The organism is Mesorhizobium sp. M0808 (assembly GCF_040320025.1).
Lineage (GTDB): Bacteria > Pseudomonadota > Alphaproteobacteria > Rhizobiales > Rhizobiaceae > Mesorhizobium.
The window spans coordinates 1-17,546 of record NZ_JAMYOX010000070.1; the positions used below are offsets into that span (position 1 = coordinate 1).

Here is a 17,546-nt window from a genome sequence, read left to right on the forward strand (position 1 = left end):
TCGACAATGGACTGCCACGGGAAAAGGCCGACTTTGCCGGCGGCACGCTGGTCTGCGCCTGCACCAGCAACCCGGTCAAGGTGAAGGTCAAGGGCCAGATCGCTCACAACCATGCCTGCGGCTGCACCAAATGCTGGAAGCCGGAAGGCGCGCTGTTCTCGGTCGTGGCGGTTGCCGGTACAAACGACGTGACGGTGACCGAAAACGCCGACAAGCTGAAGATCGTCGATCCGGGCGCGCTGATCCTGCGCCATGCCTGCACCGGCTGCGGCGTCCACATGCACGGCCCGGTCGAGCGCGACCACGCTTTCAAGGGGCTGTCCTTCATCCATCCCGAACGCTTCCAGGAAGACGGCTGGTCACCGCCGGGCTTCACCGCCTTTGTCTCGTCGATCATCGAGTCCGGTGTCGATCCGAGCCGCATGGACGGCATAAGGTCACAGCTGAAGTCGATCGGGCTCGAACCTTATGATTGCCTCAATCCCGGACTGATGGACTATATCGCCACCTGGACGGCCAAGAGATCCGGCGCGTTGCCGGCCTAACGACCATCAGACACTATCTTTGGGGGCCGGACGAAATCGCCCGGTCCCAGGCGTTGGAACGAACGCAGGCGAGCGCGTAGACGGACACGCTTCGTAAGTCATTGCCGACGTGCTGTCAGCCTCGGGGGGCGTTGGGCTCAACGGGAATAGGCTGAAATTGGTCCAACCGGATCGTATAGCTTCAAGATCAGCGACTGCGATCAGTTGGTTCTGGCTTGGCGCGGCCCAGATCGTGGACTAGCTTGGATATCGCGGGCAAAGTCGCGCCCAAAGCGCGATGGCGGCAAGGTGGTGCTCCTTACCAGTTCGATATCGAGCGCCTAGCGGCGCTTGAAGGGCAGCACTATCAGCTTGCTGCGTTTTGTCCAGGAAACCAGCCCGTATACCAGCGCGTCCCCAGACCAGCCGATACCATCGGTGCGGCCGCGAACAAGGCGGGCGTCGGGGAAGCGTCGTGTGGCGGCCGGCAACAGTGCGAAAGCCGGCGGTCACTGGCTGTCACGCGAAGCCGGATGTCGGTCACGACCTGTCTCTGTTTCAATGGATCTGTCGCCGGCACATTCGGCCGAGTTTGGGCCACCGGGCAAGGCATTGCATTTCAGAACGGCCACATCTGCCGCATGGCGCCGCGGAAATCATGGGCACATTCTGCTTTAGCCGGCCAAGATGGCAATGTACTATTTGCCAATAAGCTGGCCATGGTTGCAGGACTATTCTAGGCCAGACCAAACCGAAATGAAGCTGATGACCGATCGCGCCAGGTTCCTGATCATTGACGACCATCCGCTGTTTCGCGAGGCGCTGCACAGCGCCGTGCAGATGGCCTATCCGGAGGTCGACACGGTGGAGGCGCGCTCGATTGCCGAGGCGCTCGAGCTTCTGACGGATGCCAAGCCGTTCGACCTGGCGCTGCTCGATCTCAGCATGCCCGACGTGCACGGCTTCGAAGGGCTGCTGCAGCTCAGGACCCGGTATCCGCGCCTGCCGGTGGTCATCGTCTCCGGCTATGAGGAACCGAAGATCATTTCCGAGGCGCTGTCCTACGGTGCGGCCGGCTTCATCCCGAAATCGGCGCGCAAGAGCGACCTTGCCGCCGCCATCCGCTCGGTGATGGAAGGCGCGATCTATGTTCCCGAGACTTATGAAGGCCGGCCGCGCGACGCCGACAGCACCGACCGCGCCGAGATGGTGCAGCGCCTGGCTACGCTGACGCCGCAGCAGCTCAAAGTGCTGCAGATGCTGCGCCAGGGCCTGCTCAACAAGCAGATCGCCTATGAACTGCAGGTCGGCGAGACCACAGTCAAGGCGCATGTCTCCGAAATCCTGCGCAAGCTCAACGTCTACAGCCGCACACAGGCGGTGATCGAGGTCTCGAAGCTCGACAATGCCGAGCTTTTTCGGGATCCGGCGGGGTTTTGAGAGCGCTCCCTAAAAAGCGCACTGTCACCGTAGTCGACCGCACTCGTGTCACCGCAATCGGACTGGACTAGCGACGGCTCTCACGTTCCTGACACCAGCTAAGCAATCCGCGCCTCTCTAGTCAGATCAATTCACGCGGCGATTGCTCTGCAGCAGTTAGCCGCTTTCCCTCGTCTACTTTAGCGCGAAGAAGTGAATCTGCTTCATATGAATTACCGCCTAGGCACAAGTAATGGCTGGAATTCGGTGACCCGTGTGCTGGGAAGATACGACCAGTTCAAGCCAGCAGATGCGCCAGCAGCGCCCTTAGCTGCGCTGGCTTCAACGGTTTGCGCATCAGTTCGATGCCGGCAGCGCGGGCGGCGTTGGCGACTGTCTCCGAACCATCGGCGGTGACGATCAGCGCCGGCACGGCGCGGCCGAGATAATCACGGACCTCGGCGATTGTGGTGGTGCCGAGGTCGCCGCCGTCGAGATGCTGGTCGGCTATGACAATATCTGGCAACCAGTCGGTATCGCCAAGCAAGTCGAGCGCGTCACCCGTCGAGGTGGCGGGGCGCACCAGGCATTGCCAGCGCTCGAGCAGGGAGGTCATCGCCTGCAGCACGTCGATGTCGTTCTCGACCAGCAGCACCCTTGTGCCGAACAGACCGTAGCCGCGCGGCCGCTCCATGTCGACGGTGCTGGCGATTGGATCGGCCGTGTCGCCGATCCCGACCGGAACGTCGATATGGAAAATCGTGCCATGTCCGACCTTCGACGAAAACGTGACGGGATGGCCGAGTGCCGCGGCGATGCGGCGCACGATGGCCAGCCCCAACCCCAGCCCGCCGGCGGCAAGCCCGGCATCCGTCGGGATCACGCCCCGATGGAATTCCTCGAATACCGCCTCGCGCTGGTCGTCGGGGATGCCGCAGCCGGTATCGGCGACGTCGATGCGGATCGTGTCGCCGCGATGCCTGGTGCCGACCAACACGCCGCCCGAGCGGGTATAGCGCAGTGCATTGGACAGGATGTTCTGCAGGATGCGGCGCAGCAAGGTTCGGTCCGAACGAACGAGCGCATTGACCGGCCGGAACTTCAGCGTCAGCCCCTTCATCTCCGCAACCGGCTGAAAATCCGAGCGCAGAGACGAAAACAGCGTCTCCAGGCTGACATCGGTGATGTCGGGCTGCACGACGCCGGCATCGAGCTTTGAAATGTCGAGCAAGGTGCGGAGCAGGTCCTCCATAGTCTCCAGCGATCGCTCGACCTGGCGGACCAGCTTTCTGCCTTCCTCGCTGGTCTGTACTTCGGCAAGCGCCGAGACCGACAGATGCGCGGCGTTCAGCGGCTGCAGCACGTCATGGCTGGCGGCCGCCAGGAACCTGGTCTTGGACAGGTTCGCCAGCTCGGCGTTTTCCTTGGCTGCGTTCAAGTCGATGTTCGACTGCTCCAGCCGGCGCAAGGTCGAATGCAGCTCTTCGGTGCGGCTGCGCACCCGGCTCTCGAGCGAAATGGCGGTCTGGAACAGCGAAAAGGCATTGCCTTGCTGGTCCATGGAACGCTCGACGCGGCTGATCAGCGCGGCGTTGATCTTCTTCAGCCTTTCCAGGTCGTCGATGTTCCTGAGCGGCATCCCGGATTTCCTACTCCGCCGCTTCGGCCGCCTTGCGTTCACCGAAGGCGATGCCGGTGAAGGTCTGGTTCAGATGCATCGAACGGTACTGTTCGCCATAGGTGCCGAAGCCGAGGACGTTGTTGACCTTGTAGAGTTCCGAAATCTCGCGATAGACCTGCCGATTGCGCGCGTCGAGCCGGCGCAGCACGCAGTCGAAACCGAGGATCAGGTCGATGCCGCCAAGCCTTTTGCTGACGTCGCTGAGAGCGGCGCGGGTCGCCTCGACCATGTCCTTAGGCTGGGCGACGGCAAGCACGACACCATCGTCGATGGCGCAGAAGAACGACAGCGAGCCGTCCGCGTGCATCTTCTGGATTGAACGGCAGTAAAATTCGCCGCCGACTTTCACCACCACCGGGTGCGAGGCAAAACTCAGTGGCGTCAGCATCTGCGCGACGACGCCGACCGAGGCGGCATATTCCTCGGCGGCAATGGTGGCGTTGAATTCGCGCACGATGCGGTGGTCGGGATCGGATGCCGTCACCACCAGCTTCTCGTCGGTGGGAACGAAATTGTCGGTCTTGAACACGTGGAAAGGAATTTCCGTGGTGATCAGCACGATGATGGCGCTGTCGGAGGTCACTTTGCCGTTCGAGATCAGCCGCGTTGTCTCGAATTTCAAATCATCGCCAGCCGACCCGCCGATCAGTGGGATGTCGTCGAGCCCCCAATGGATGGCGGAGGTCACCGCTTCTTCGGCATAAGACAGGCCGTCGATCAAGCAGAGCGCGAAAGTGGTGTCGGCTCGCTCGTGCCCGAGGCGCTCGTGTAACGAACGCCTCAGCGCCTCGACTTCGCCGGTAATCCCGTCCATGCCCGATGAGGACAGATTTTCGACCATGGTGCTGGCTGCCGAAAACGATGCGGAGGGAAGCAGCATAGCCAGGATCTGGCCTTCCTCCAGCCCTTTGGGCGTTATCTCACCGGCCGTCGAGCAGCCGGCATAGTGGAGCGCCGGCGCGTGGGTCTTCAGCGCTTCCGACAGGGCAACGGCCTCTATGAGGCTCTGCGAGAAAAACAGCAGGGCAAACCCGGCGTCAATGGCCGCTGCTTCCGCTGCCACCGCCCGGGCGAACGCATCCGCGTCAGATTCGTCGGTGGTGAGCACCGAAACGCCGCATGCATAGCGCGTCCGTGACTTGGCCAGCGGCTTCCTCCTCCATTTCCTCCAACGCTCTTTTTTTGCGCGTCTGGCGCGCCGGCGTCGAGGTCATTGTTGTCTTGAAGCGGTGCTTTGGCAATGAGCCAACATGATGGATTTGAAGTTTCTGCCGTTTGACGGCGTCCGCGCAGCCGCTCACAGACGGAAGGCCGCATCGCATCGCCATCGCGTTCGCTTCGTTACGCCGTTTCCTGCCTTTGCGTGACAACTGGGGCATCCAGCGGGCAGTGCAAGTAAAGCGCCACATCACGACTGATGCTGAATCCCTAAAAGAGGTGCGAAACTTCGTAGGAGCAAGGTCTTCGCGAGTGCCGAGCAGGGGATATTTGTCACCACCGCCTCTCGTTCTCGAAAGTAGCGCGAGCGCTACCGAGGAGGGCCCGAGAGACGAAGTCAAAGCTGCACCTGGAGCTGATCGACGGAGAGCAGTTGCTTGAGATGCCTTACACAACCAACGCGCCGAAGCCTGCCTTGCCTCCGCCGCAGGTCAAACTCGACCAGGAATGGCGGGACGTCCATGGCCCGGGCCATTCTCGCACTCGACTTTTACTGATTACATGAGCGGATGGCCCCGTTGGGGGAGCCGCACACGCGCTCGGCCGAAAGTGTCTGGCATTTGGTCTGAGATCGATCGGGTCGAAGCCAATTTCCGCCTGCCGCGCTTCACGCTATTGCAAGACATTCAAATTTGAGCTTCCGCACTCATGCTTTGTCGAGAGTATCTCCGTAGGTTTTAGCCGTTCTGAATCGCCGTCGGCGACGATGACGACGAAATAGGAGAACGCAATGGCTCGCAATCACGTTGAACGTCTTGGAGAGTTTAGGGAAATCTTGGTCGCGACTCGACGCGAAGGAGTCCGTAACGTGCACCATACTCGCGACGCAATGCGGGCAAGTGGCTTTCAGATCGGGGACAGCGACGGCTCCAGCTACGGAGCCGAGCTGAAGGTGCTCCAAGAGGAAATTGAGGCAGTCGATCGCGCCATCGAAGACGAGAAGCGGTTGGCCCTGGCCCTCGAGAGCGCGGCTCAATCCCGCCGACCGACTAAACCGAGAATCGTGAAGGGAACATAGAATCCGGTAGGGCCCTTGGCGCCCGTCGCGTCGATCGCCTTCGGTACAGTGTCGGGCTCGTTGCCACCGTGGTGCAGCGCCCTAAAAGCGGACGTTTCGCTTTCGTGCCCTAGCATAACGTAGAGCATTTGCTCGGTAAAAATCGCTCCTGTGAACTCCGACCTCGCATGGCGGACCAACAGGTTCGGCCAACATCAGGTGAGACGTAGTCCCAACAAACATGCAGTTCAGACAATCGATTACGCGCCTTTGTTGAAGTCGTGCCATGCGGCCGATCCGAAAGGATCAGCCGCATCCGGCATCCTTCACTGACTGAAATACGCTTGAAAATCGGGGGCCCCATGTAGACTAAGTTGCATGGACTAAGTCATGAGGCCCGCAATGCGCACCGTCAATATCCACGAGGCCAAGACGCATCTGTCGCGTCTTGTCGACAGGGCGGCCAAAAGGCGAATCTTTCATTATTGCCAAATCCGGCAAGCCGATGGTCAAGGTCGTTGCCATAGACGCACCTGCCGCCGGCGAAATGCGTCGGGTGGGGTTTATGGCCGGGCAGTTTTCAGTTCCGGACGATTTTGATCGCATGGCCCATTGACGAAATCGAGAAGCTGTTTGGCGGCGATGCATGAAACTTCTTCTCGATACCCATCTTCTGCTCTGGGCGGCGGGCGAGCCCGAAAAGCTCCCGCCCGCAGCCCTCGCTGAGATCGAGAATGCCGATAACCACTTGACGTTCAGCGCCGCAACTCCCTGGGAGATTGCCATTAAACGCGGTCTGGGCCGCCTTGACTTGAAGGTCGATGCGCGTCTTTCTGTCGGGGCCTGATCGACAATGGCTATGATGAGCTGCCAATCACCGGCGAGCATGCCATTGCAGTGGAGGGGCTTCCACCCATCCACAAGGACCCCTTCGATCGGATCCTCATTGCTCAATCAATTGGGGAAGTCATTACTTTGACCGTCGACGATCGGGTCGCGCGGTATCCTGCGCCCCTCCGTCGTGTTGATCAAGCTGGACCGAAAGCCCCTTGGTAGGGTAGTCAGCTATCGCTTCAGACCACCCATGAAAGCCTTTACTCGAGCAGAGTCGACTTGGTTCCACCAGACGCCGTCGTGCTTCAGCGCGCTGGCGATGATGACCCCGTCGACAATGGCAAGGATATCATTGGCGTTATCCGGGGTGACACCGCTGCCGACCAGCGTCGGCAGGCCGGCGGCCTGCTTGATCATACTTATGTAGCCCAAATCCGCGGCGTGACCGGTGCGCTGGCCAGTGGCGATGATGGCGTCGGCGTCGAAGAAGACCAGGTCCTTGACCAGTTCCTCCACCGGGCGGTCGGCGACGATGGCGTGTGCGCCGTGCTTGACATGGGCATCGGCGAAAATGCGGATGCCGTTGGCGCGCAGCCTGGCGCGGTAGCGCGCCGCGCGGCCCGATTCGCCTTCGACAAAGCCCTCATTGGCGACGTAGGCATTCGCCCATTGATTGACGCGGACGAAGCCGGCGCCGGCTGCGCTGGCGATCGCCAAGGCCGGGATCGCGGCATTGGCCAGCACATTGATGCCGATTGGCCTGCCGAGTTCGCGGCGGATGCGGTCGGAAACGACCGCCATATAGGCCGCCGTCTCCGGCCCGATATCGTCAGGCTTGGCGAAAGGGATGTCGCCATGGTTCTCGACGATGACGCCGTCGCAGCCGCCGTCGAGATAGGCTTTGGCGTCATCGAGCCCGCGCTGGTAGATCAATTCCACGGCCTCGCCGTTATAGCGCGGCGCGCCGGGCAGGGGCGCCAGGTGAACGACGCCGATCACCACCTTGGTGCGGCCGAAAAGGTCTAGAAGCGCGTCGCCGCCAGATGGGCCGAGCTGGGTCATGAGAGCTCCATTTGATCGATGAGCGCCGCCATCTCGGAGGCGGAAGGACAGGATGCCAGCGTGCCCGGCCGTGTCACGGCGATTGCGGCGGCGGCGAGCGCCAGCTTCAGCGCCGAGATGACCGGCATGCCCCGGGCAAGCCCACCGGCCAGACAGCCGCAGAACACATCGCCCGCGCCGCTGGTGTCGAGCGCCTCGACCTGCGGCGCCGGCAAACGAAGCGGTTCCGTCCGGTCCGTGCCAAGCACGATACAGCCTGCGGCACCGAGGGTGATGACCACGGTGCCTGCGCCTTTGGCCACCAGCGCGCCAGCGGCTGCTGTCGTGTCATCCCGGCCGGTCAAGATTTGCGCTTCGGATTGGTTGACCACCAGAACCTCCGCCAGGCCGAGATCGGGCAGCGAGGCCGTGTCGATCGGGCTGGCGTTGAGAACGGTGCGCGCACCGTTTCCCTTTGCTGCTCTGAGGCAGGCATTGGTCACGGCAGTCCGTAAATTTCCCTGGCAGACGAGGATGTCGCCGGGAGCGATCCAGCGGACAAGTGCTGTCTGCGCCACCGGATCGAAGGCTTTGCTGCAGGCGACGCCGCTGACGATGAAATTCTCTCCGCCTTTATCGACGACGATGGTCGAGCGGTCGCTCGGCAGCTCGAATTCGCTCACCTCAAGGTCTGACAGCTCGCTGTCGAGGCGGCTCCTCATCCACGCGCCAGCGGGGTCCTTGCCGAGCGCCGTCCAGAACGTCACCTCTGCACCAGTCCGTGCTGCTGCGACCGCCTGGTTGGCGCCCTTGCCGCCGAGCCCGTCGGCATAGCTCACAGCATTCAAAGTCTCGCCCGCGGCAGGGAAGCGGCCGACGCGAAACACGGTATCGACGCAGGCATTGCCGACGACGTGGACATGCATGGCTCAGCTCTCACCTGTCGCCCAGCCCAGCATCTGTTCGAACAGGGTCTTGTAGCCTGGCCAGGCGATGAATTGCGGCGGCAGCCAATGTGGCCCGACATCGGATGTCCAGGCCACGGTGCGGCCCTTGCCGTAATGGCCGGTGACAAGCAGCGGCAGCGAGCCATAGTCCGACGACACGCTGGCCAGGACCTCGGCCCCATCCTTCAGCGTCACCTCGTTGAAACCGAGCAGGATCGGCCAGTCCGAGCCGAGGCCCCTGAGGATGGGATGGCTCGACCCTGGTTTCGGCACCGGCGCAAAACCTTCGGGAACCTCGACGCGGTCGTCGTAGGCCAGGCAATTCACCGGCAGCACGTCCTCGACCGGCGTCTTGCGGTAGCGCGCGCCGCCATTGATGCCTTGGAAGCTGTAGTAACCGCCGAACATCAATAGACCGCCGCCGCCGCTGACGTAATCGCGGAGCAGGCGCAGGCGGTTCGGCGTCGGCTTGGAGTGGACCCAGGTGTCGGGATGCAGCAGCAGCGTGTTGGCGCCGATGTCGGAGAGCACGACCGCGTCATAGGCCGACAGCGCCTCCATGGTCTGTGGAAAGCCGCGCTGCGCCTCATGCGCCGGCATGAACGTGACGTCGAAGTCGGTCGCCTTCAGCGCGCCCAGCAACTCGTCTGCGCCGGTGTGGTAGGTAACGGTCGGAAACTGGTCGAAACCCTTGATATGGGTCGCGGTCGACACCCAGGATTCGCCGGCAAGCAGGATCTTCTTCTTGGACATTTGAACTCCAGTGTAATTCCAGGCCGCTTAGAGCCGCGCAAATACGCTTTTCGGATTGGCGATCAGCATGCGGTCGATGGCCGCCTGCTCGACGCCGTGGCGTTTCAGGCGCGGTATGAAATGCTTCAGGATATAGCCATAGCCGAAGCCGCCGAAGCGCGTCAGCATGATCTTGAGGAACACATCCTGCGACAACAGCAGGCGGTCGCCGAAGCCCGCCTCGACAAGGGCGGCGATGGCGCGTGCGTTCTCTTCGTCGGAGGGCGATTGCGCGTCCTGGTCGGCATAATAATAGTCCATGCCGATCATGTCGTATTCGAGGAACGCGCCGCGCCGGGCGAGGCTTTTCTGGTAGTCGGGATCGTCGTGGCTCGGGTTCATGTGGCAGAGCACGGTGTGGCGAAGATCGGCGCACTCGGCCTCGACGATATCGAGCACCTCGTGCGCCAGCCGCTCCCAGCCAGGCAGATGGATCGACAGCGGCACGCCGGTTATGCGCGAGGCGCGCGCCGAAGCCCGCAGCGACTTGCGTTCCTCGGCGGTGAAATCCTTGCTGACGCCGACTTCGCCGATCAGCCCGGCCATGATCGGCGGCTGCGTCTCGCCGCCGCCGACATCGTTGATGATGAACTCGGTCACGGCGTCCACATCCATCGCCTTCAGCCATTCGGGATGGGTGTGCTCGAGATAGAAGCCGGTGCCCATGACGATCTTCAGGCCGGACATGCGGCTGGTGCGAGCGAGCTTTTCGGGGGCGCGGCCGATGCCGATATTGGTGGCATCGACCACGGTGTGGCCGCCCAGAGCGCGATAGCGCTGCAGCTCAGACAGCGCCAGGTCGGCGTCGTCGAGCGAGACGTTGTCGCGGTTGACGTATGGGTTCATGCGCAACTCGCCGATGATCTCGATGTTCACCGGCTGCTCGGCGATCGCTATGTCATCGGGATGGCAGGGGCATTTCCAGCTGCGCGCCCCGTCGAGCAAGATGTGCTCGTGCATCAGCGTAATGCCCATCTTCTCGACCGGAACCGGGCCGAGCACGGTCATCACATGGCCTGTATCGACCCCGATCGCCAGCCGCTGGCCCGGCACTGCGTCATCGAACAGACCGCTCATCGGCTCAACGGCTCCGCACGGCGCCGCGGAACAGGCGGAAGTTCAGCCAGATGGCGATCAGGATGATCGTTCCGGTGACTATCGGCGTCAGGAAAGGCGACAGATGCGCCAGGATCAGGCCGTTGCCGATGACGGCCACGGTCAGCGCGCCGAGCACCGTGCCGATGATCGTTCCGCGGCCGCCGAACAGGCTGGTGCCGCCGAGCACGACGGCGGCGATTACTTCCAGCTCGAAGCCCTGGCCGGCATTCGAAGATCCCGATCCAAGCCGGGCAGCAATAATGATCCCGGCAAGGGCTGCCGCGGTGGCGGAAATCACATAGACGAAGAGCGTCGTCTGCCGCGTGTTGACGCCGGCGCGCCGCACCGCCTCGGCATTGGCGCCGATACCGGTGACATAGCGGCCGAATGGCGTCTCGTTGAAGGCGAGATAGGCGATGGCCAGGATCGCCAGCGCGATCAGCGCCGGCACCGGCACGCCAAGGAACCAGGCGCGGCCCAGCACGGTGAAAGCGCTTCCTGGCTCAATCGGGATGGAATAGCCGCCGGTGATCAGCAGCGCCACGCCACGGATCACCGAAAGCCCGGCAAGCGTGACGATGAAGGACGGGATGCCCTCATAGGCAATGAAATAGCCCTGTATCGCCCCAAGCAGGGCACCGAGCGCCAACATGGCGAGGATAACGACTGGCCACGGCAGGCCAAACTGCAAAAGCGTCGCCGACAGCGTCGCCACCAGCGCCAGCACGGAGCCGACCGAAAGATCGATGCCGCCAGTGGTGATGACGAAAGTCATTGCCGCGGCGACGATCAGCAGCGGCGCCGACTGCCGCAGGATGTTCAACAGATTGGGCGATGTCAGAAACGCGTCGGTCGCAACCGAGAAGATGATGCAGACGACCAGAAAGAACAGCGCGATTGAGACAACGCTGCCATTGGCGAGCAGCGCATCGCGCCAGGTGCCCCTGCGTACTTGTGAGGGCTGGGCGGCGTGGATCGCGTCGCTCATGCCGGCGCTCCACCGCGATAGCCATTGGTGGCAGAACGCGCACTGAACTTGCGGCCGACGATCAGATTGACCACGTCTTCGATATTGGTCTCGCCGATCAGCCGCTCGGCGACATTGCGCCCTTCATACATGACCTGGATGCGATCGCAGACGAGGAACAGATCCTGCAGCCGGTGGGTGATCAGGATGACGCTGACGCCGCGCGCACTGACCGCGCGGATCAGTTCGAGCACCGCCTCGACTTCGGCCACGGCAAGCGCTGCCGTCGGCTCGTCCATGATCAGCACCGCCGGCTCGAACGAGGCGGCGCGGCCGATCGCGATCGACTGGCGCTGCCCGCCGGACAGGTTTTCAACCTTGAGCCGCGTGTCTGCAATGACGATACCGAGCCGATCGAGCATCTGGCGCGTCTCGTCGTGCATGCGCTTCTTGTCGAGAAAGGAAATGCCTGCGATGCGGCGGCGCGGCTCGCGGCCGAGAAACAGATTGCCGGCAACATCGACCGTGTCGCACAGCGACAGGTCCTGGTAGACCATCTCGACGCGCGCCGCACGTGCGTCCGCCGGCGAGCTGAAGATCACCGGCTTGCCGTCGATCTCGATGGTGCCGGCGTCGGGAACCACTGCCCCCGACAGCACCTTGCTCAATGTCGACTTGCCGGCGCCATTGTCGCCGACCAGCCCCAGCACCTCGCCCGGCTTCAGCGTCAGCGACACGTCATCGAGCGTCTGGATGGCGTTGTAGCGCTTTGAGATGCCGCTCATCCGCACCCGATAGGTCTGGCCACTGGTCATCTGGGATTCCACGCGATTGCAAGGGATCCGCGGCGCAGCCTCAGACGGCGCCGCGGCTCGGTCGCCGACGCAGTTTACTTGAACATCGTGCGGTATTGATCGACATTCTTCTTGGTCACGATCGTCACCGGGATGTTGATGATCGGATCGATTTTCTCGCCCTTCTTGAGCTTACCCAGCGCTTCGACCGCAGCCTTGCCTTCGCCGGCCGGATCCTGCTGCACGACCGCCACCACCCAGCCGTCGTCGATGCCCTGAACGGCCTGCTTGGTCAGATCCCAGCCAAACACCTTGACGTCGCCGGTGCGGCCTTGGCTGGTCACCGCCGAAACGGCGCCGAGCAAGGCCGGCTCTCCGGTCGCATAGAGCGAGTTCATGTCCGGATTGGCCGTCATCAGGTTTTCCGAAGCGCTCAACGCGGTCTCCTGAACGTTCTGGCCGTCGACTGTGTCGAGGAAGGTGACGGCCTGGCCGCTTTCGGTCACCGCCTTCTTGAAGCCGTCGAGGCGCTGGTTCTGAATGAATGAATTGAGTGCGCCGACGATACCGATCTTGGCCTTGCCGGCCATATCGGTCTTCACATAGTCGGCGTAGAATTTGCCGATGTCCTCGCCGGCCTTGGTGTTGTCGACGCCGATGAACGAAATATTGTCGCCGTCGGGGATCTGCGCGTCGATGGCTATGACGGGAATGCCGGCCGCCTTGGCTGCAGTGATCGCAGGCTTGACGCCGTTGACGTCGATGGCGACCAGAATGATGCCGTCGACTTTCTGCGTGATGTAGTTCTCGATCGCGTCGTTCTGCGCGCTCGGCACATTGTTGGCGTTGAAAATGACCAGCTTGGCGCCAGCGGCGTCGGCTGCCTTTTGCGCGCCCTCGTTGATCTGGTTGAAGAACAGGGCCTGCTGGTTGATGTTGACGAGAGCGAACGTATCGGCAAGCGCCGATCCCATGGCTGCCGAGCCCATGGCAATGGCGGCGGCACAGCCGGCGAGAAGTTTGAACAGACGCATTTCGGTTCCCCTTGCTTGCGGACCAGACCTCGGCTGGTCCCGTTGGTGCTACAGGCACGAGGCAAGCATTCAAGAGACTTGAATATTTGTCAATCCAAATGAACGCCGAGCGTTGCTCAGAAAGTCGCCGGCGTGTTGACCCAGAAAATGCTAGCGCGTTCCTCGCCGATGTTGCGGTAATGATGCGGCAGCTCCGACCTGAACACGAAGGCATCACCCGTGGCGAGAGCATGGCTCTTGCCGTCGACGATCAGTTCGACCCGCCCGGCGAGCACGTAGCCGACTTCCTCGCCGGCATGCTGGATCGGACCTTCGCTCGAGCCCTCTGCCTCGATGTGATGGATGTTGCATTGTAAGAGGTGGCCAGGCGAATACGGGATGATGCGTTCGAGCGAAATTCCTTCGCCACGCCGTAGCGCGTCGAGCGCGATCAAAGGCCTTGCGCCCGCCCGGAATACGATCGCCTCGTCGTCGTCGACTTGCTCGAACATCCAGCCGATGTTGGTGTCGAGAACCTCGACCAGACGGTGAAGCATGGGCAGGGACGGCGAAGCCTTGCCGTTCTCGATCTTGGACAGCAGGCTTTCCGAGCAATTCGCAGCCGCGGCCAGCGTCTTAAGCGTCATGCCGCGTGTCTGGCGGGCGAGGCGCAGCCGAGTTCCAAGTCTTGCGGCATTTACTGTGGCGTCCGTTTCTGACTCTGGCCGCCGTCGATCGATTTTGTTCATCTGTTCGCCAACCATTCAACGGTCAAGGGCAACTATCGCGCGAGCAAAAGACCTCGGCTGACGATTTGCAAGTGCTGATGCGTCAAATTCGAGACTGCAGCCGCAGCTGCCTCATCCGGCGAATGCCGCTCCCGCATGAACCGTGCTGATGAACCCGCGCCAGTTATCCCCTATCGCTTGGCTGTCCATCGTGGTCGAAATCGCCAGCCGTTACCGCGTTTGCGTCACGTGGCGAGTGGACTTGGAACGATAATGCGGGCAAGGCGGGCACGCAGCCAATCTACACAACCACGGCCGCGCCGACACGACAAAATCTGGACTGTCACCGAATTGCGGAGCGCGCCCGGAAGTCACCCGCGGCAGCGCCCCATGGAGTTACGCCCAGGGCGCGCAGGCTCGATAGCCGCGACGTATCCAATGAAATCCCTGGGCCAGTCGCGCACCGCTTGAGCTTCGGCAATTTTGAAGAAAGTCCGACAGAATTAATGGACTAGCACCTTGCTTATGTAAGTTGCGGAAGCGACGCGCGGTTAATGCTTTAGAAGTATAGACACATCGACACGAGGTGCGAAGAAGCAACGCCAATACAGCTGGTTGGTTACAACGTATTTATTTTCGCAGATATGGTATTGCCCGTCCGGGGATTCCTGTACACGGTCACGTGGGATGGTGAAATTATGCGGCAAATAAGTGTACCCGCCGTCTACCCTGGACCGCACCGAAGACCGAGGTATGGCGCGGCAATCTGAACCGCCGCAGCACTTGAATTTGGTCTGTGGGTCAATCTTATCTTCGTACCAATCATGGGCGTTAGCGGCTGTTGCGGCGGCGATACACATCGCCGTGAAGATGAGCCTTCGCATGGCATTCCTCAAGTATCTGGCAGGCGCTGCTCGTTGGGGTTTCCATGTATATTAGCGTTCCATTGAAAATACCATTGGCCTCCGACCGACTTAACGCAGCTGCAGCAAGCGACGCTCGCAACGGAAGACCGCATTGGGTCACGGCAGGACGACACTTGCGCCGACCAAAGGTCAGCTCTGGTCGCTCCGGGTTGGAAACCCGACCGTCTGCTCTGCGCCTAAACTCAGACGTAGAGCGGGCCACTGCGACATCCCATAAGCGGACACCCGGCTGCCGTGATGACGGTCAGCGTGTGATCGATCGGACAGACAACTAAACAACATCAAAGAGTTATGGGCGCGCGCATGCAAAGCCTGCACACGAAAGTTCTGCTTTCTTTTCCACTTTCGTTCCTGCGACGGCGTCACCGTTTGGCCTTTTCAAACGCTTCTTTGCTGGCGGCCATCGCCGATCCCGCGAGTCTCCGCTCCGGGATATCCACCTTTCGTAGAATGCCAGCACCATGGCCGTCGAAGGAAACGGCAGGTCAGCGGCTTGCGAGGAGTGCACTCCGGAGGCGTTAGCTATTCGGCTCATCCGCCAGCCGCCGAGAGCGGTGGAGTTCCCGATTGCATGGGGCGGGTACAGATCACCGCGAGCGGTAAATGCCAAGCACACAGGCTCAGAGAAGGCCGGACCCGCTTGGGGACGTGGGGTAAGAATGCCTGCGGACGGTCCTGACGGCCGCATCCACATCCGTTTTGCTGTCCCCGAGTTCTTGAAGGACAGCTGCACCCAGGAGAAGGCCGGATTCCGTCGTTTCGGGCATTACGGCTGTCGCGCCTTTCTCAAGCAGCTCTTGCACATGCATGTGGTGACGCGCCCGGACAATCACCGGGAGGTCGGGCAGTTTGCGTCTCAGCGCCGCAAGAACCGATTTGGCTGCCTCGGGGTCGTCCAGAGTGATCACCAGGGCCTTTGCGCTGTCAATTTTCGCGGCGGCCACCATCTCCTCCTGCGAAGCGTTGCCGAAAAAGACCGGTAGACGTTCTTTCCGGGACCGCTCTACATTTTTGGCGTCGAGGTCGACTGCAACCCACCTGTCTCCACGCTCGTCGAGCAATCTGCCGATCACCCGGCCTACCCGCCCGAACCCGGCAATGACGAACGTCCGGACACGGCGGACTGAAGCAACGCAGCATTTTCCACTTTGAGGCGAAATAATTCTCAACTATGGTCCGCCAGGCTTTAGGCATGAGGGGGAATTGCCGATGGTTTTGTCACGCAGGGGTGTCGTGCTCGGCGGCCTGGCGCTGGTCGCGGTGGGTGCAACCAGCAATATTGCTCAAGCCGCGGCGGCAAAATCCTTTTTCGCCGGTACCGCCAGCGACAACAATTTTGTCTATCGCAAGACCAATTTCGCCAAGATCGACAAGAGATGGCATCGCCAGATCGTCAAGTATTTCAGCAGCGAGCCGGTCGGCACCGTCGTGGTCGATACCCGCCACCATTTCCTCTACGTCATCATGGAAAACAAGACCGCCATCCGCTACGGCGTCGGCGTCGGCAAGGACGGCTTCAAATGGTACGGCCGCGCGACGATCGACCGCCGCGCGCTGTGGCCGCAATGGGTCCCACCCCCCGAAATGCGTAAGCGCAGGCCGGACCTACCGCCCATGGTCGCAGGCGGCGCGTCCAACAATCCGCTCGGGCCGCGCGCGCTCTATCTGCACCGCAACGGCGCCGACACCGGCTACCGCCTGCATGGCACGCTGGAGCCATGGAGCATCGGCACCGACGCTTCCAGCGGCTGCATCCGCATGTTCCCGGAAGACATCATCGACCTCTACCAGCGCTGCCCTATCGGCACCGCGGTGCAGGTCCTGCCGCACATCGCCGATCAGGCGCCCGCTTCCACCACTGTCGAATGATTGGCGCCTCATGAACCGCATGATTGAAAACACGCGCCGGCTGCTCGCCGCGGGCCTGCTGGTGCTGGCCGCATCCTGCTCGACCAGCAAGACGCTGGCCCCTTCCACGCCCGACGTCACCAACACCGAGGTTGCCGGCTTCCAGAACGTGCAGCCGGGCAGCGAGGAGGATTTTATCCTCAATGTCGGCCGCCGCACCTATTTCACGCAAGGTTCGGCCGCGCTCGATTCTGTCGCCAAGGCCACCCTCGACACCCAGATCGCCTGGTTAGCAAAGCATCCGCGCTGGCTGCTCAAGCTGCAGGGTTTCGCCGACGATCCCGGCGCAAGTGAAATGGCGCTGTCGCAGCAGCGCGCCGATGCGGTGATGGACTACCTCGCCGCCGGCGGCATAGACCGTAACCGCATGTGGGCCAAGGGCTACGGCAAGGACAGGCTCGTCCGCGAGTGCCCCGACACCGCCTGCAGGTCGCAGAACCGCCGCGTTGTGTCTAATTTGCGCGATGAGAGGGACGAGCCGTAGGGGGCTGCCGTTCTGCTTGTGACCCGAAGCAGAGTCTCACACGCGACGGCGGCATGGCTGTTTTGCGCCAGGGAACGAACCCGCTCGCGGGAGGGGCGCGGGGTTTGAGGCGTGAGCTTCGTTGGCAGCGTCGGTGAGGCTTTAATCGATCAGGGGTGACGGACGGCCATCGGCC

General features: G+C 61.9%; 16 protein-coding genes and 1 pseudogene. 6 read left to right on the plus strand and 11 right to left on the minus strand.

Annotated features, from left to right (window positions below; all coding sequences use genetic code 11):
* On the plus strand, positions 1 to 545 hold a 545-nt coding region (gene gfa, locus NKI25_RS34530; RefSeq protein WP_353000672.1), incomplete at its 5' end, for an S-(hydroxymethyl)glutathione synthase.
* A gap of 735 nt (positions 546 to 1,280) precedes the next feature.
* On the plus strand, positions 1,281 to 1,964 hold the full coding sequence (locus NKI25_RS34535) for a response regulator (protein ID WP_352622893.1): 684 nt from the start codon (positions 1,281 to 1,283) through the stop codon (positions 1,962 to 1,964).
* 277 nt (positions 1,965 to 2,241) lie between these two features.
* On the opposite strand, the gene NKI25_RS34540 is transcribed toward NKI25_RS34535, so the two are convergent.
* A complete protein-coding gene (locus NKI25_RS34540; RefSeq protein ID WP_352622892.1) occupies positions 2,242 to 3,582 on the minus strand; it encodes an ATP-binding response regulator in 1,341 nt (446 codons plus the stop codon).
* Between the two features lie 10 nt (positions 3,583 to 3,592).
* Positions 3,593 to 4,732 carry an FIST N-terminal domain-containing protein gene (locus tag NKI25_RS34545; RefSeq protein WP_352622891.1) on the minus strand — a complete coding sequence of 380 codons (1,140 nt, stop codon included), beginning with the start codon at positions 4,730 to 4,732 and terminating at the stop codon, positions 3,593 to 3,595.
* Between the two features lie 1,509 nt (positions 4,733 to 6,241).
* Between NKI25_RS34545 and NKI25_RS34550 the strand changes: the two are divergent.
* Both NKI25_RS34550 and NKI25_RS34555 read left to right on the plus strand, forming a co-directional pair.
* Positions 6,242 to 6,489, plus strand: a pseudogene (locus NKI25_RS34550) (type II toxin-antitoxin system Phd/YefM family antitoxin).
* Positions 6,486 to 6,686 carry a PIN domain-containing protein gene (locus tag NKI25_RS34555; protein ID WP_352622889.1) on the plus strand — a complete coding sequence of 67 codons (201 nt, stop codon included), beginning with the start codon at positions 6,486 to 6,488 and terminating at the stop codon, positions 6,684 to 6,686. The pseudogene NKI25_RS34550 and the gene NKI25_RS34555 overlap by 4 nt, the downstream one beginning before the upstream one ends.
* A gap of 218 nt (positions 6,687 to 6,904) precedes the next feature.
* Here NKI25_RS34555 and NKI25_RS34560 read toward each other — a convergent pair whose 3' ends face one another.
* The 9 genes from NKI25_RS34560 to NKI25_RS34600 form a co-directional block, all read right to left on the minus strand.
* Entirely contained in the window at positions 6,905 to 7,735 is an 831-nt protein-coding gene (locus NKI25_RS34560) for a BtpA/SgcQ family protein (RefSeq protein WP_352622888.1), read from the minus strand.
* The gene (locus NKI25_RS34565; RefSeq protein WP_352622887.1) at positions 7,732 to 8,640 is read right to left on the minus strand and encodes a ribokinase; all 909 of its coding nucleotides are present in this window, start codon (positions 8,638 to 8,640) and stop codon (positions 7,732 to 7,734) included. The genes NKI25_RS34560 and NKI25_RS34565 overlap by 4 nt, the downstream gene beginning before the upstream one ends.
* A 3-nt stretch (positions 8,641 to 8,643) precedes the next feature.
* Entirely contained in the window at positions 8,644 to 9,414 is a 771-nt protein-coding gene (locus tag NKI25_RS34570; RefSeq protein WP_352579663.1) for a glutamine amidotransferase, read from the minus strand.
* A 27-nt stretch (positions 9,415 to 9,441) separates the two neighbouring features.
* Positions 9,442 to 10,530: a phosphotriesterase family protein gene (locus NKI25_RS34575; RefSeq protein ID WP_352956983.1), complete on the minus strand. Its 1,089-nt coding sequence runs from the start codon at positions 10,528 to 10,530 to the stop codon at positions 9,442 to 9,444.
* A gap of 4 nt (positions 10,531 to 10,534) precedes the next feature.
* Complete coding sequence (locus NKI25_RS34580; RefSeq protein ID WP_352956982.1) at positions 10,535 to 11,539, minus strand: ABC transporter permease; 1,005 nt, start codon at positions 11,537 to 11,539, stop codon at positions 10,535 to 10,537.
* Complete coding sequence (locus NKI25_RS34585; RefSeq protein WP_352622885.1) at positions 11,536 to 12,333, minus strand: ATP-binding cassette domain-containing protein; 798 nt, start codon at positions 12,331 to 12,333, stop codon at positions 11,536 to 11,538. Before NKI25_RS34585 ends, NKI25_RS34580 begins: the two co-directional genes overlap by 4 nt.
* A 74-nt stretch (positions 12,334 to 12,407) precedes the next feature.
* A complete protein-coding gene (locus NKI25_RS34590; RefSeq protein ID WP_352622884.1) occupies positions 12,408 to 13,346 on the minus strand; it encodes an ABC transporter substrate-binding protein in 939 nt (312 codons plus the stop codon).
* 116 nt (positions 13,347 to 13,462) lie between these two features.
* Positions 13,463 to 14,074, minus strand: coding sequence for a cupin domain-containing protein (locus tag NKI25_RS34595; protein WP_352458693.1), 612 nt, complete (start codon positions 14,072 to 14,074; stop codon positions 13,463 to 13,465).
* A gap of 1,525 nt (positions 14,075 to 15,599) precedes the next feature.
* Entirely contained in the window at positions 15,600 to 16,148 is a 549-nt protein-coding gene (locus NKI25_RS34600; RefSeq protein WP_352786737.1) for an NAD-binding protein, read from the minus strand.
* A 40-nt stretch (positions 16,149 to 16,188) separates the two neighbouring features.
* On the opposite strand from NKI25_RS34600, the gene NKI25_RS34605 reads away from it, so the two are divergent.
* Together NKI25_RS34605 and NKI25_RS34610 are read left to right on the plus strand one after the other, a co-directional pair.
* Complete coding sequence (locus NKI25_RS34605) at positions 16,189 to 16,848, plus strand: L,D-transpeptidase (protein ID WP_352595026.1); 660 nt, start codon at positions 16,189 to 16,191, stop codon at positions 16,846 to 16,848.
* Positions 16,849 to 16,858: 10 nt separating this feature from the next.
* On the plus strand, positions 16,859 to 17,371 hold the full coding sequence (locus NKI25_RS34610) for an OmpA family protein (RefSeq protein WP_352622882.1): 513 nt from the start codon (positions 16,859 to 16,861) through the stop codon (positions 17,369 to 17,371).
* Positions 17,372 to 17,546: the final 175 nt, after the last annotated feature.

Coding starts and splice junctions, on each gene's coding strand:
- NKI25_RS34590 (WP_352622884.1), bottom strand. CDS start 13,346: ATGCGTCTGTTCAAACTTCTCGCCGGCTGTGCCGCCGCCATTGCCATG.
- NKI25_RS34575 (WP_352956983.1), bottom strand. CDS start 10,530: ATGAGCGGTCTGTTCGATGACGCAGTGCCGGGCCAGCGGCTGGCGATC.
- NKI25_RS34535 (WP_352622893.1), top strand. CDS start 1,281: ATGAAGCTGATGACCGATCGCGCCAGGTTCCTGATCATTGACGACCAT.
- NKI25_RS34555 (WP_352622889.1), top strand. CDS start 6,486: ATGAAACTTCTTCTCGATACCCATCTTCTGCTCTGGGCGGCGGGCGAG.
- NKI25_RS34610 (WP_352622882.1), top strand. CDS start 16,859: ATGAACCGCATGATTGAAAACACGCGCCGGCTGCTCGCCGCGGGCCTG.
- NKI25_RS34570 (WP_352579663.1), bottom strand. CDS start 9,414: ATGTCCAAGAAGAAGATCCTGCTTGCCGGCGAATCCTGGGTGTCGACC.
- NKI25_RS34595 (WP_352458693.1), bottom strand. CDS start 14,074: ATGAACAAAATCGATCGACGGCGGCCAGAGTCAGAAACGGACGCCACA.
- NKI25_RS34605 (WP_352595026.1), top strand. CDS start 16,189: ATGGTTTTGTCACGCAGGGGTGTCGTGCTCGGCGGCCTGGCGCTGGTC.
- NKI25_RS34560 (WP_352622888.1), bottom strand. CDS start 7,735: ATGACCCAGCTCGGCCCATCTGGCGGCGACGCGCTTCTAGACCTTTTC.
- NKI25_RS34565 (WP_352622887.1), bottom strand. CDS start 8,640: ATGCATGTCCACGTCGTCGGCAATGCCTGCGTCGATACCGTGTTTCGC.
- NKI25_RS34540 (WP_352622892.1), bottom strand. CDS start 3,582: ATGCCGCTCAGGAACATCGACGACCTGGAAAGGCTGAAGAAGATCAAC.
- NKI25_RS34585 (WP_352622885.1), bottom strand. CDS start 12,333: ATGACCAGTGGCCAGACCTATCGGGTGCGGATGAGCGGCATCTCAAAG.
- NKI25_RS34580 (WP_352956982.1), bottom strand. CDS start 11,539: ATGAGCGACGCGATCCACGCCGCCCAGCCCTCACAAGTACGCAGGGGC.